14 protein-coding genes are annotated in these 12,531 nt (G+C 74.1%); 7 read left to right on the top strand and 7 right to left on the bottom strand.

The window, feature by feature from the left end; all coding sequences use genetic code 11:
- The first annotated feature begins 176 nt into the window (after positions 1-176).
- Entirely contained in the window at positions 177-1,043 is an 867-nt protein-coding gene (locus tag ACSNOC_RS24715) for a universal stress protein (protein ID WP_436749776.1), read from the top strand.
- A 6-nt stretch (positions 1,044-1,049) separates the two neighbouring features.
- Here the strand turns inward: ACSNOC_RS24715 and ACSNOC_RS24710 are convergent, their stop codons facing one another.
- The 6 genes from ACSNOC_RS24710 to ACSNOC_RS24685 form a co-directional block, all read right to left on the bottom strand.
- Positions 1,050-3,470: a glycoside hydrolase family 65 protein gene (locus ACSNOC_RS24710; protein ID WP_436749775.1), complete on the bottom strand. Its 2,421-nt coding sequence runs from the start codon at positions 3,468-3,470 to the stop codon at positions 1,050-1,052.
- An 8-nt stretch (positions 3,471-3,478) separates the two neighbouring features.
- Entirely contained in the window at positions 3,479-4,183 is a 705-nt protein-coding gene (locus ACSNOC_RS24705; protein WP_436749774.1) for an HAD family hydrolase, read from the bottom strand.
- A 58-nt stretch (positions 4,184-4,241) separates the two neighbouring features.
- A complete protein-coding gene (locus ACSNOC_RS24700; protein WP_436749773.1) occupies positions 4,242-4,895 on the bottom strand; it encodes a helix-turn-helix domain-containing protein in 654 nt (217 codons plus the stop codon).
- 494 nt (positions 4,896-5,389) lie between these two features.
- On the bottom strand, positions 5,390-5,749 hold the full coding sequence (locus tag ACSNOC_RS24695) for a nuclear transport factor 2 family protein (protein ID WP_436749772.1): 360 nt from the start codon (positions 5,747-5,749) through the stop codon (positions 5,390-5,392).
- Between the two features lie 53 nt (positions 5,750-5,802).
- Positions 5,803-6,108, bottom strand: coding sequence for a hypothetical protein (locus ACSNOC_RS24690; RefSeq protein WP_436749771.1), 306 nt, complete (start codon positions 6,106-6,108; stop codon positions 5,803-5,805).
- Positions 6,109-6,168: 60 nt separating this feature from the next.
- Positions 6,169-6,561, bottom strand: coding sequence for a barstar family protein (locus ACSNOC_RS24685; protein ID WP_436749770.1), 393 nt, complete (start codon positions 6,559-6,561; stop codon positions 6,169-6,171).
- A 120-nt stretch (positions 6,562-6,681) separates the two neighbouring features.
- On the opposite strand from ACSNOC_RS24685, the gene ACSNOC_RS24680 reads away from it, so the two are divergent.
- Together ACSNOC_RS24680 and ACSNOC_RS24675 are read left to right on the top strand one after the other, a co-directional pair.
- Entirely contained in the window at positions 6,682-7,521 is an 840-nt protein-coding gene (locus ACSNOC_RS24680; RefSeq protein WP_436749769.1) for an NAD(P)H-binding protein, read from the top strand.
- 116 nt (positions 7,522-7,637) lie between these two features.
- A complete protein-coding gene (locus ACSNOC_RS24675; protein ID WP_436749768.1) occupies positions 7,638-7,925 on the top strand; it encodes a DUF1330 domain-containing protein in 288 nt (95 codons plus the stop codon).
- A gap of 40 nt (positions 7,926-7,965) precedes the next feature.
- Here ACSNOC_RS24675 and ACSNOC_RS24670 read toward each other — a convergent pair whose 3' ends face one another.
- Entirely contained in the window at positions 7,966-8,403 is a 438-nt protein-coding gene (locus ACSNOC_RS24670; protein ID WP_436749767.1) for a nitroreductase family deazaflavin-dependent oxidoreductase, read from the bottom strand.
- 196 nt (positions 8,404-8,599) lie between these two features.
- On the opposite strand from ACSNOC_RS24670, the gene ACSNOC_RS24665 reads away from it, so the two are divergent.
- The 4 genes from ACSNOC_RS24665 (at position 8,600) to ACSNOC_RS24650 (ending at position 12,378) form a co-directional block, all read left to right on the top strand.
- Positions 8,600-9,298, top strand: coding sequence for a TetR/AcrR family transcriptional regulator (locus ACSNOC_RS24665; RefSeq protein WP_436749766.1), 699 nt, complete (start codon positions 8,600-8,602; stop codon positions 9,296-9,298).
- Positions 9,299-9,324: 26 nt separating this feature from the next.
- Positions 9,325-10,251: an oxidoreductase gene (locus tag ACSNOC_RS24660; protein WP_436749765.1), complete on the top strand. Its 927-nt coding sequence runs from the start codon at positions 9,325-9,327 to the stop codon at positions 10,249-10,251.
- Positions 10,252-10,453: 202 nt separating this feature from the next.
- Complete coding sequence (locus ACSNOC_RS24655) at positions 10,454-11,683, top strand: lipase family protein (protein ID WP_436749764.1); 1,230 nt, start codon at positions 10,454-10,456, stop codon at positions 11,681-11,683.
- A 164-nt stretch (positions 11,684-11,847) separates the two neighbouring features.
- On the top strand, positions 11,848-12,378 hold the full coding sequence (locus ACSNOC_RS24650; protein WP_436749763.1) for a DUF2617 family protein: 531 nt from the start codon (positions 11,848-11,850) through the stop codon (positions 12,376-12,378).
- The last annotated feature ends 153 nt before the right edge of the window (positions 12,379-12,531 follow it).

Here is a 12,531-nt window from a genome sequence, read left to right as displayed (position 1 = left end):
CCCCAGAGGCCCCCGCCCGGAACGCCCGCCACCCCGGCCGAGGCGCGCAGGCTCCGACTGCGTGGTGTCACACCCGGCCACTCCGGCGAAGCCGAGGGCCGCAGCCGCAACCGTCTCGCCTCCGTGCCTGAAACGCGCGAGAGTGGACATACCGGATGCTTTCGGAGGGATGTCCCATGACTCGCCCCATCACCGTCGGAATCGACGGCTCCGCCGAGAGCGGGACCGCCGCCGAGTGGGCCGCGCGGGAGGCCGAGCGGCGGGGGGTGCCGTTGCACGTCGTGCACGCCTGGATCACCGAGCCCGTCTACGTGCCGCCGACCCCCGACGAGGGCGCCGCCCGCGACCTGCTGGCCCGGACCCGCGACCGGCTCGCCGCCCTGCACCCCGCCCTGGCGATCACCACCGAACTGGTCCCCGAGGTCGCCTCCACCGGTCTGATCGAGAAGGCCGCCGAGGCCGAGATGCTGGTCATCGGCTCGCGCGGGCACAGCGCCATCGTCGGTTTCCTGCTCGGCTCGGTCGGCCTGTCCGTGCTCTCCCGGGTCAAGAGCCCCATGGTCTTCGTCCGCTCCGGCACCCAGGAGCGGGCCGAGGAGGGCGATGAGGTCGTCGTCGCGCTGAAGGACATGGGCCCGCCCGCCGACGTGCTGCTCGGCTTCGCCTTCGCCACGGCGGCGGCGCGCGGCGCGGCGGTGCGGGCCGTACGGGCCTGGGGAACGCCGTCGCTGTTCGGCCCCGACGTGCCGGACGGTCTGGAGGAGGCGGGCAGCAGGGACCTGGAGGAGCTGGAGGGCCGCGAGCTGGCCCAGACGCTGGATCCGTGGCGGCAGCGCCACCCCGGCGTGCCCGTGGTGGAACACCTGCGGATCGGCAACGCCTCGGAGGTCCTGCTGACGGCCGCCGCGTTCCGGGCCGGACTGCTCGTCGTCGGCCGCCGAGTGCACCGGCCGGTGCTCGGCATGCGCGTCGGCCCCGTCGTCCACGCGGCCCTGCACCACGCCCGCTGCCCGGTCGCGGTCGTGCCGTACGAGAACGGCTAGCGGGCGTCACCCGTGCCGCAGGGGCAGCAGCCGCTCCTCTCCCGGCGCGATGTCCACGGCCCGCCCGTCCAGCATCACCCGCACCGGCACCGGCGTCTCCTCCCACGGCGGCACGCCGATCCAGAGCTGCCCCGGCTTCATCCGCACCCGCACGCCGATCCCCCGGTGCCGCACCGAGAACCCGAACTCCGCCAGCTCCGGCACCGGCGCCGGGTCCAGCCACAGCGCGCCCTCGCGGGTCTCCAGCCCGGCCAGTCCGCGCTGCACCAGGTCGAGCGTGCCCGCCACGGCGCCCAGGTGGATGCCCTCGGCCGTCGTCCCGCCCTGCAGATCCGCGACGTCGCTGGCCAGCGCCTCCTTCAGGTGCGTCCACGCCTCGCCGCGCCGCGCCCTGGCCAGCACCCAGGCGTGCACGACGCCGCTGAGCGTCGACCCGTGGCTGGTCCTGGCCAGGTAGTAGTCGACCGTCCGGCGCCACACCTCGTCGTCCAGGCCGTAGCCGAGCCGCGCGAAGAGGTCCCGCAGCTCGCCGGGCGCGAACAGGTAGCCCAGCATCAGCACATCGGCCTGCTTCGACGCCTGGTAGCGGTTGGCGGTGTCGCCCTCCGACTCCAGGATCCGGTCCAGCCGCCTGATGTCCCCGTACCGCTCCCGGTAGTGGTCCCAGTCCAGCTCCTCCAGCTCCCCGTAACCGTCGAACTGGCTGATCACGCCCCGGTGGAACGGCACCCGCAGCCGCCGGGAGACCTCGTCCCACCGGTCCAGCTCCTCCGGCCGCAGCCGGATGCGCTCGAACAGCTCCTGGCGGCGGGAGGCGGGCAGCGTGCGCACCAGCTCCAGCGCGCGGGCGAGGACCCAGGCGGCGGTGACGTTGGTGTACGCGTTGTCGTCCAGGCCCGGCTTCGCCGCCTGCGGGTAGCCCTCGTGGTACTCGTCCGGGCCGACCACGCCGAGGATGCGGTACCGCTCGTGGTGGTCGTCCCAGCGCGCGATGTCCGCCCAGAAGCGGGCGATCTCCAGCAGCATCTCCGCGCCCTTGGTATGGGTGAACTCCGTGTCGCCGGTGGCCTGTCCGTACCGCCACACGTTGTACGCGACCGCCGAGCCGACGTGGTGCTGGAGCCGCGAGTTGTCCGGCACCCAGCGGCCCGAGCGCGGGTTGAGGTGCGTCGCCGGGGTCTCCTCGCGGCCGTCGCTGCCGCTCTGCCACGGGTACATCGCGCCGTCGAACCCGGCCGCGCGGGCGGCGCGGCGGGCGGCGGGCAGCCGCCGGTAGCGGTAGGTCAGCAGCGACTTGGACAACTCCGGGAAGTGCAGGTTGAGATACGGCAGCACGAACTGCTCGTCCCAGAACACGTGTCCCCGGTACGCCTCCCCGTGCAGCCCGCGCGCCGGCACGCCGACGTCGAGTTCGGTCGTGTGGTGGGGCGAGAGCGTCTGCAACAGGTGGAACAGGTGCAGCCGCAGGATGTGCCCCGCCTCCCCCGGCACCTCCAACTCGGCCTGCCGCCACAGCCGTTCCCACGCGGCGGCGTGCGACGCCAGCAGCTCGTCGTAGCCCGGCGCCCGGCGGACCCGGTCCAGGGCGGCGGAGAACGGGCTGCTGATCGCGGCGTCGCGCGAGGTGTGCAGCGCGACGGTCTTCTCCACGGTCACCGGCCGCTCGGGGGCGATCGGCAGCGTCAGCCCGTGCCCGGCCGTGAAGTCCGCGAGCCACACCCGCCGTTCGGCCGCGCCCTCCCACTCCCCGCACGTGGTCCTGGCCGCCAGGACGACCCGCACGTCCGAGTCGCTGGTCCGGCAGCGCAGCCACACCACGTCGGGCTCCTCGGCGCCGGTGGTCATGCGGGTGAGGTGGTTGCTCGCGAGGTCGCGGTAGCGCGCCACGCCCGTGTTGCCCACCATGCCGTCGAGCGCGGACTCCACCTCGATCGTGCCGGACCAGTCCTCGGCGGTGAACGTGGTCCGCAGCGCGGCCAGATGCGGGTCCGCCATGTGCACCAGGCGGGACTGCTCGACGCCGAGGTGGCGGCCGTGCGGGTCGCGGTAGCGCAGCAGTCGGGTCAGCGTGCCGTGCCGCAGGTCGAGGACCTGCCGGTACCGCAGCAGCCCCTCCGGGTCCTGGTCCGGCGTGAACCACTGGCCGTCCGGGCCCTCGTCGGGGTGCGGGCGGAACCGGAGGGGAAGCCAGTTGGGCAGGTTGACGATGTCCTCGTGTTCCAGCCGCCGCCCGGCCAGCGGGGTGGTCAGCCGGTTGTAGAGGCCGGCCGCGTAGGTGCCCGGGTAGTGCGCCGGGCCCGCCACGGCCTCGGGCGCGGCACCGCGCGTCGCGAAGCAGCCGTTGCCCAGCGTGCACAGGGCCTCGCGCAGGCGCTCGGCGCGCGGGTCGTACCCCTCGTACTCCCAGGTCCAGCCGGAATCGGCCACCGGTCCGGTCACCTCCCCAGCAGTTCGGCGAGGTCGTTGACCACCAGGTCCGCGCCGTGCCCGAGCAGGTCGCCCGCGCTGGTCGGCCGCGCCGCCCGGTCCACGCCCACGACCAGCCCGAATCCACCGCGCCTGCCCGCCTCCACCCCGGCCAGCGCGTCCTCCACCACGGCCGCCGACCGGGCCGGGACGCACAGCCGCCGCGCCGCCTCCAGGAACAGCGCCGGGTCGGGCTTGCCGGGCAGCCCGAGCCGGGCCGCGTCGTTGCCGTCCACCACGGTCTGGAGCAGGGACCGGACCCCGGCGTGGGCGAGCAGGTCGCGGGCGTGGCGGGAGGCGGAGACGGCGGCGCAGCGGACGCGGGCGGCGTGCAGGGCGATGAGCATCCGGACGGTGCCGGGGTAGACGTCGACGCCGCGTTCGTCGAGCATCCGCGTGAACGCGGCCTCCTTCCGTTCCGCCGCGGCGGCCACCGTGCCGGGGTCCGTGGGCAGCCCGCGGGCGGCGAGGAACGCGGCGGCGCCGTCGAGGCGTGCCCTGCCGTCCACGTGGCGGCGGTAGTCCTCGTGCTCGTCGAACGGCGGGTCCACGCCGGGCATCGCGTCGAAGGCTTCCTTCCAGGCGGCGGCGTGCACCCGGGCCGAGTCGGTGATCACGCCGTCGGTGTCGAACACGACCGCGCGGCACGTCCACAGCTCAGGCAGGTCGACCATGGCACTCCCTCCGGTTCCATGGGACCCCGGCCGGGCCGCGCCCGCAAACGGCGAGGCGCTACCGCAGGCGGACGCGCCGCCCGGTCGCCCGCACCGGGCGCAGCCGCACCCACAGGTCCCGGTCCCCGGAGGCCCACGGCCCGGCGGGGACCTCCTGGGCCAGCCGGGCCACCTCCGCCGGATCGGTCACCCGCCGGGCCGGGCCGACGAGCAGCACGCTCCAGCCGGCGCCCTGCGCCTCGTCGAGGGCGTCGACCTCGAAGGCGGTCTCCTCGGCGTCGGCCGCGTGCGACGGTCCGGCCCCCGGCATGGTGCGGAACACGACGGCGCCCTCGACCAGCCCGTAGGAGACCGGGACGATGGCCGGTCCGCCGGGGCCGGTGACGGCGACCCGGCCCACGGAGTGGGCGGCGACCAGCTCGTAGCACTCGTCGGGGTCCAGCTCCACCATCTCGCCGTGCGGCGGCGGACACGTGGACCCGACCGGCCGCTCGGCCCCGGTCAGCTCCGCGACGGAGATCTCCAGCGCCCTGGCCACACGGGCCAGCGACGCGACGCTGGGCGAGGCGGGCCGCTCCTCCAGATACCGCAGGTACTGCGGCGCCACCCCGGCCCGGGCGGCCACCTCGTCCCGGCTCAGGCCGAGCTGCTCACGCCGCAGCGCGACGCGCCGCCCCACGTCGCTGCGGTGGTTGTGCCCGTGCTCGTCCACCCGTCCAGCATCACGCGCGTCCCCCGAAGAAGCCACCCGGCGAGGACGGCGCCGACGGCCCGGCCGGACGCGGAGCGTGATGCCCCGCGGGGGCGGGCAGCGGGGCGGGGCCGCCGGCGCACTCGGGCAGACAGCCCCAGAGCCGGTACGTGTACCCGTACCTGGCATGCCGAACGGTCCCCAAGTCCCGTGCTCTGAAGCCGAGATACCGTCCGCACAGCGCGCAGTCGACTCCGATGAGCTGCCGCTGACCCAATCGCGCGGGATCCGGCAGCCTTCCGGTCACCGCGGACCTCGCCGGGGCGACATGGTGATCGTGCTCATGACCGGACTCCTGTCTTCGCGCCATGACCCGACACTCCATTGATCCCCGGGCCATGCCGCGCTAAAGGTGTCCGGCCCGCATTCCGGGGTGTCATATGTCTCCAGCGCTCTCCGGCCGGAACGCGGGAACCGTGCGCCACAGACGTCTTACACGGCGTGACGGGTGGGGCTCAGTTTTCGGGTCCGTAGGCACCGAGGCCGCGACAGACCCGCCCGTCGCGGAAGGTCAGCACCTCCGAGACGGACTGGCCGTTTTCATTGCGGTAGTTGATCACCACGGTGTCGACGGAGGCCCGCACGTCCTCGACGGTGAAGTGCAGACCGGGCAACAGCCGCAGGCCCGCCGCCCAGTACGCGCGCAGCGCCTCCTTGCCGCGCACCTCGCCGGAGGGATCGCCCAGGATCTGGACGATCTTGGGCGAGGTGAAGACGACGTCGTCCGTGTAATGGGCGAGAATCCGGTCCAGATCACGGGAGTTCCAGCCGGCGACCCACTCGTCGGCGAACTTCTGCGCAGCTGCCAGGTCCATGAGCGGAACCGTATCGACGCCTCCGCCGGCCGCGCACCGGACTTTTTCCCGCCTCACCCCCGTTCGACGCGGTACTGCTCGACCACCGCCGCGAACCGCTCGGAGTCCCCCTCGCCCACCAGGACGCCCCCTACCCGCCCGGCCACCTCCGCGGCCCTGGTCGCGGTGGCGTAGACCCCCAGCACCAGCGCGTCGTCGTCGCCGAGCGTGAACCCCCACGGCACCTCGCACGGCCCCGGGTGCTCCGCGTCCGGGCACAGCGCCCGCGCCACGGACTCCTGCCGCGCGAGCGCCTCCTCGGCACTCGCGCACCCGCCTATCCGGATCTCGTACAGACCCGGCTCCTCCTCGACCGTCATGCCCGCGACGCTAACGCCCCGCACCCGGCACCGCACGGGGTTTCGCGTCCGCGACCGCCGTCACCGGAGCCGCAGCACGCCGGGCGCGCGCTCCTCGAAGATCCCGGTCAGCCAGTCGAAGACGGTCGCCCCCCGCCGTTCACGCGCCGCGGCCAGCCCGGCGGCGACGGCGGGGCGGTTCGTGGGATGGCAGCGGGTCAGCCGGATCTCCAACTGGCGCGCGGTCTCCGGGTATCCCAGGTGTTCCCGGGACACCCGGTGGTCCCGCCACTCCACCAGGAAGTCACCGTCGTCGGGCGTCCCGAAGCCACCGCCGAGGCAGTCGGCGAAGGCGTCGAGACTCCTGCCGAACGAGCCCCCGGCCCCCGGGCCGTTGACCGCCTCGCCCATGACGCGCCAGAAGTCCTCCAGCGTCCTGATCCGCGTGCCGTCCAGCACGTACACCTCGGTCACACCTCGCAGGGTACGCGCGCCCCCGCGCACGGAGCGGAGGAGGGCGGGCCGGTCGGCCGCCGTAGGGTTGCGGCGTGCGGCCGGGACCTCCGGACGCGCGCACAGGGGAAGGGGATTGCGGTGTATCTGGTGACAGGTGCGACGGGGAACGTGGGGGCCGAGGTCGTCGCGGCACTGACCGGGGCCGGGCAGCGGGTGCGGGCGCTGGTGCGGGACCCGGCGAAGGCGAGCCTGCCGGCCGGTGCCGAGGCGGTGGCCGGTGACCTGAACAAGCCGGCGAGCCTGGCCGACGCGCTGGCCGGGGTGCGGGGGCTGTTCCTGCTGCCGGGCTACGCGGACATGGCGGACACGCTCGAATTCGCCATGCGGGCGGGCGTGGACCGGGTGGTGCTGCTGTCCGGCGGCTCGGCGGAGACCGGGGACATGGACAACGCGGTGGCGCGCTACATGATCCTCTCCGAGCAGGCGGTGCGGGACTCGGGCCTGCCGTGGACGGTGCTGCGACCGCGGTCGTTCATGTCCAACGCGCTGCGCTGGCTTCCGCAGTTGGCGGCCGGCGACGTGGTGCGGGTGCCGTTCGCGGACGTCCCGACGGCGTCGATCGACCCGGCGGACATCGCGGCCGTGGCGGCGGCGGCGCTGCTGAACGACGGGCACGAGGGCCAGGTGTACGACCTGACCGGTCCGGAGCCGCTGCTGCCGGCCGACCAGGTCGCGGTGCTGGCCGGGGTGCTGGGCCGGGACCTGCGCTGCGAGGGGCTGAGCACCGAGGAGGCCCGCGCGGAGATGAGCGCGAGCATGCCCACCCCGTACGTGGACGCGTTCTTCAGCTTCTTCGCGGACGGGACGCTGGACGAGAAGACGGTGTACCCGACCGTGCGGGAGGTGACCGGCCGCGAGCCCCGGACCTTCGAGGACTGGGCAAGGGCACATGCGGACGCGTTCCGCGTTGGGGGGTAGTGACAAGGGGTGTTCGGCGGCCCCGGCGGTGGACGCCGGGGCCGCCAGCCCGCCCGCCGTCACCTTGGAAGAAAGTGACATACGTGGGCGCGTTCTGTCCGGCTAAAGTCATTTTCATGACCGCTTATGTGATTGCTGAAGCGCAATTGACGGGGGACCCTGCGGAGTTGGGCGAGTACAGCGCAAAGCTGGTCTCGACCATCGAGCCGCACGGCGGGAAATACGTGGTGCGGGGCGCGCCGGTCGAGGTGCTCGACGGCGAAAGCGCCGGCTTCATCGGCGTTCTGGAATTCCCCAGCGTCGACGCCATCCGCGCCTGGTACAAGTCCGACGCCTACCAGGAGATTCTTCCGATCCGGCTGCGGAACACCAAGGGCAAGGTGCTGATTCTCGACGGGGTCTGACGGCTCCGGCGGACCGGCGATCGGACGGTCCGGCGGTCCGTCACCCGGAACGCGTGATCCGGAAGACAGGGTGGTCGGGGGCGATGCGGCGCAGGTCCTCCTCCGGGGAATCCGGGCCCACGCCGCGGAAAAAGACCCCGACCTCCGCCTTCCAGCGCCGGAGATAGGCACGCAGCAATTCCGGCTTCTGGTCGTCGGGGATTTCTTCGGCGGTGAATGCCTCCACCTTCTTGCCGAGGTGGAGTTCACCGCCGCCCGCCGCCCGCATGTTGTGCGTCCACTGCACATGGCCGCGCGGTGCGACCAGATACCGGCCGCTCTCCAGCGTCAGCACATTGACCGGGGTGCGGCGCCACTCGCCGGACTTGCGTCCGCGCACCGCGAGGATCCGGGAGCCCCAGACGCTGATGCCGCGCCGGGTGATCCAGGCGACGACGCGGTTGGCGACGTTCCTCGTGATCCAGCCGGGCTTCCTCACGTGGGGCGTCTCTCCCCGGGGCCTCCGTGCTCGTTCCCGTTCGTTCACCGCTCGCTCACTCCTCCACCGATGCACCGCTCACCTTCGTGAGCGGTGCTCTCTTACATGTCCGCAAGCATGCACCCCGCGCCACCCAAAAGCAAGAGCACTGCTCTCGTCGTTGGTCGCCGATCCCCCGCGGTGGCACACTGGGCGCATGACCGTCATCCAGGGAGCCAGGGAACGGGCCCGGCGCGAGGTCACCGCGGCGATCAAGGAGGAGGCGCGGCGCCGGCTCGCCGCCGAGGGCGCCGCCAAGCTGTCGCTGCGCGCGGTCGCCCGCGAGCTGGGCATGGTGTCGTCCGCCCTCTACCGGTATTTCCCCAGCCGCGACGACCTGCTGACCGCGCTCATCGTGGACGCCTACGACGCCGTGGGCGAGGCCGCCGAGGCGGCGCTCGCGGCGACGCCGGACCTCCCGCCCGCCGACCGGTGGACCGCCGTCTGCGAGGCGGTCCGCGCCTGGTCGCTGGCGCACCCGCACGAATACGCGCTGATCCACGGCACCCCGGTGCCGGGGTACGCGGCGCCCCAGGACACGGTCGGGCCGGGCACGCGGGTGCCGCTGGCCCTGGTCGCCGTCGCCCGGCAGGCCCTGCGGGACGGGCGGTTGCGGGAGCCCGCCGGGGACCCGCCGCCCGAGCCGGTGCGCGCCGAGGCGGAGCTGCTTTCCGCCGAGCACGCGCCCGGCCTGCCCGGAGCGACCATGGCGGCGCTGGTGGCGGCGTGGGCGCAGCTCATCGGGCTGATCGGCTTCGAGGTCTTCGGCCAGTTCAACGGGGTGGTGGTGGGCGACCGCGCGGCGTTCTTCGCCCACGCGGTGCGGCGACTGGCCCGGGATGTCGGCCTGTTCTGAGCCGGACTGGGCCTACCCTTGGGCGCATGGGCTGGACGGTACGCGACATTCCCGACCTCAAGGGCCGCACCGCGGTGGTCACCGGCGCCAACAGCGGCCTGGGCTACGTCACCGCGCTGGAGCTGTCCCGGCGCGGCGCGCGGGTGGTGCTGGCCTGCCGCGATCAGCGGCGCGGGCAGGCCGCGTTGGACCGGCTGCTGGGCGAGGTCCCCGAGGCCGAGGCCGAGGTGAGGCTGCTGGACCTCGCGGACCTGGCGTCGGTGCGGACGTTCGCCGGGGAGTGGGGCGGCCGGCGCCTGGACATCCTGGTCAACAACGCGGGCCTGATGGCGATCCCGCGCTCCCGCACGGTCGACGGCTTCGAAACGCAGTTCGGCGTCAATCACCTGGGGCACTTCGCGCTGACCGGCCTGCTGCTGGACAGCCTGCTCGCCGCCCCCGCCGCCCGTGTGGTGACGGTCTCCAGCCTCCTGCACTGGGTGGCCAACGTCGATCTCAACGACCTCAACGCCCAGCGGAAGTACCGCCGCTGGGTGGCGTACGGCCGCTCCAAGACGGCGAACCTGCTGTTCACGCACGAGCTGGCCCGGCGCCTGCGCGGCACGACGGTCGTGGCCGCGGCCGTCCACCCCGGCTACGCGGAGACGGAGCTGCAGGCCAAGGGGGCGCGCATGGCGGGCAGTTCCCTCCAGGAGCGCGGCGCGGCCCTGCTGAACCGGATGCTCGCCTCCGCCCCCGAAGTCGGCGCCGGCCCCACGCTGTTCGCGGCCACCGCCCCGGACGTCGCGCCCGACTCGTTCACCGGCCCCGGCATCCTGGGCCGCCGCACGCTGCGCGGCGGCCCCGGCGGCCCCTGGCGCGCGCCGTGGACCCGCGACGACGCGATGTCCGAACGGCTGTGGCTGGCCTCCGAGAAGCTGACCGGCGTCCGGTACGACACGCCCCGCCCCTGACGGCGGGCGCGGTGGTGCCCCGCCGAGGGCCCGCCCGCCGGGGAGAAATCACTCGCTCCGCGCCGAAGGGATTGAGCGGGGCCTGCGCGTTTTGCGGGCGCGCACGTCAGAGGTGTTGACCCCGCCCGTGACCCCCGCGACGCTGCTCTCCATCTGACCCGTCAGTAACAACTCAACGGAGAGTGCGTCCATGCTCGGTTCGATGCGGCGTGGCATCGCCGTGACGCTGGCCCCGGTGCTCGTCGCCGCCGGGGCGGTCACGGCACTGGTCGTCGGCGGCCCCTCGGCCGGCGCGTCGGAGGAGTTCTACCAGCCTCCCTCGCCCCTGCCCGCGGGCGAGGCCGGCGACGTGATCAAGTCCGAACCCTCCACCTACGACGGCGCGACGGCCACCCGCATCATGTACCTCTCGCGGGACATCCACGACGAGCCCATGGCCGTCACCGGCACCGTCCTCGTCCCGGACAAGCCCTGGCAGGGCACCGGTCCGCGGCCCATCGTCGCCTACGCGACGCCCACGGTCGGCGCGGGCGACCAGTGTGCCCCGTCCAAGACCATGGCCGGCGAGGGCGAGTCCGACCTGCTGTCGATCGCCCACAGCCTGTTCATCAACCCGCTGCTCGACAAGGGCATAGCCGTCGCGCAGACCGACTACCAGGGCCTGGGCACCCCCGGCGACCACACCTACATGATGCGCGAGCCGCAGGCCCACGCCGTGCTCGACGTCATCCGCGCCGCCCAGCGCCTGCCCGGCACCGGCCTGCCCGCCGACGGACCGGTCGGCATCACCGGCTACTCCCAGGGCGGCGGCGCCTCCGCCGCCGCGGCCGAACTCGCCGCCACCTACGCGCCCGAGCTCGACCTGCGCGGCGCCTACGTCGGCGCCCCGCCCGCCGACCTGGCCGCGGTCGGCGCGGCGGCGGACGGCGGCTACGCCGGCGCCGTCGTCGGCCTCGCCGTCCACGGCGCGCGGGCCGCGTACCCGGAGCTGGACATCGACTCCCTGCTCAACGACCGCGGTCGGCAGGCCCTGGACGAGGCCGGCGAACTGTGCCTGATCGAGGGCGCGCTGCGGTATCCGTTCCTCAACACCAAGGACATGACCGCCGACGGCCGCCCCATCGCGGAGTACCTCGCCGAGGAGCCCTACAGCGCCGTGGTCGAGGAGCAGCGGATCGGGACCATCGCCCCGTCCGTGCCGACGCTGGTCGAGCACACCCCGACCGACGACCTCGTCCCCTACGGCCAGGGCAAGCAGATGGCGCGCGACTGGTGCGAGCTGGGCGCCGAGGTCCAGTTCCGCGACGTGCACACCCTTCCGTTCCTGCTCTCGCACGCCTCGGCGGCGCTGCCCGCCTCCGGCAACTCCGCGGCCTGGCTGACCGACCGCTTCATGGAGCGGCCCGCCACCAGCAACTGCGGACAGTTCTGAGCGCACGCTCCGGCCGCCCCGGCCCCGGGCTCTCCCGCCCGGGGCCGGGGCGGCCCCATCTATGCCATACTCGGCGCCGATCGACGGGGAACGAGTGACCGGGGAACGGCAATGATGCCTGCGCTTGGGGTAGTTGGGACGGCTGTCTGCCCGGACGGCGGCGCGTGAACCCAGTGCGGCTCGCGGCCCCCTACCTCGACACCAGCGCCGACCAGCTCTCGTTCTCCCTCACGGCGCCGCCCCAGGACGCGCTCGCCGTCACGGCCACGGAACTCGGCGGTGTCACCGTGGAGTTGCGGCTGCTCGGCGCCTCCCACCAGGTCGTCGCGGGCCCGGTGACCGAGACGCTCGCCTGCCTGCCGGGGCGGCCGGGCGGCGGCCCGCCCCCCGAGGTGACGGACGAGATCGACGGCTGGGCCTACCGGTTCACCTCCGGGCTGCGCCGCCACGACGGGCCCGCGTTCGCCGCCCGGGCCGCCCGGCTGCGCGCGGAGCTGGCCACGCACCCCGCCTCGCTGTGCGGCGCCTTCCCCGGCTCGCCGGACGCGTTCTCCGCGCTCACCGTGCGCCGCACCGGCGACGTCATCGCCTGGCGCACCTGGCACGCCTATCCGCAGACCGGGCAGATCGTGGAGACCAGCACGACGCTGCGCCTGCCGGACGAGCGCGGCGCCGGCGGAGCGGCGCGGGACTGAACCCGCCGGGGACGGAAGAGAAAGTGGGGGCGGCGCCTCCGCACAGGCGCCGCCCCCGGGGGGTTTCCCCGCGGGACCGCCGGGGCCCGCTGACGGCTCTCCCCGCTCCCCGGAAACCCTCACCGGCGGAGAGCCCCGGCGGCGGTCAGGAAG

The organism is Streptomyces sp. URMC 129 (assembly GCF_051386415.1).
Classification (GTDB): Bacteria; Actinomycetota; Actinomycetes; order Streptomycetales; family Streptomycetaceae; genus Streptomyces.
The sequence above is the reverse complement of the archived record's forward strand: the minus strand, read 5'-3'. Positions and strand labels throughout refer to the sequence as shown.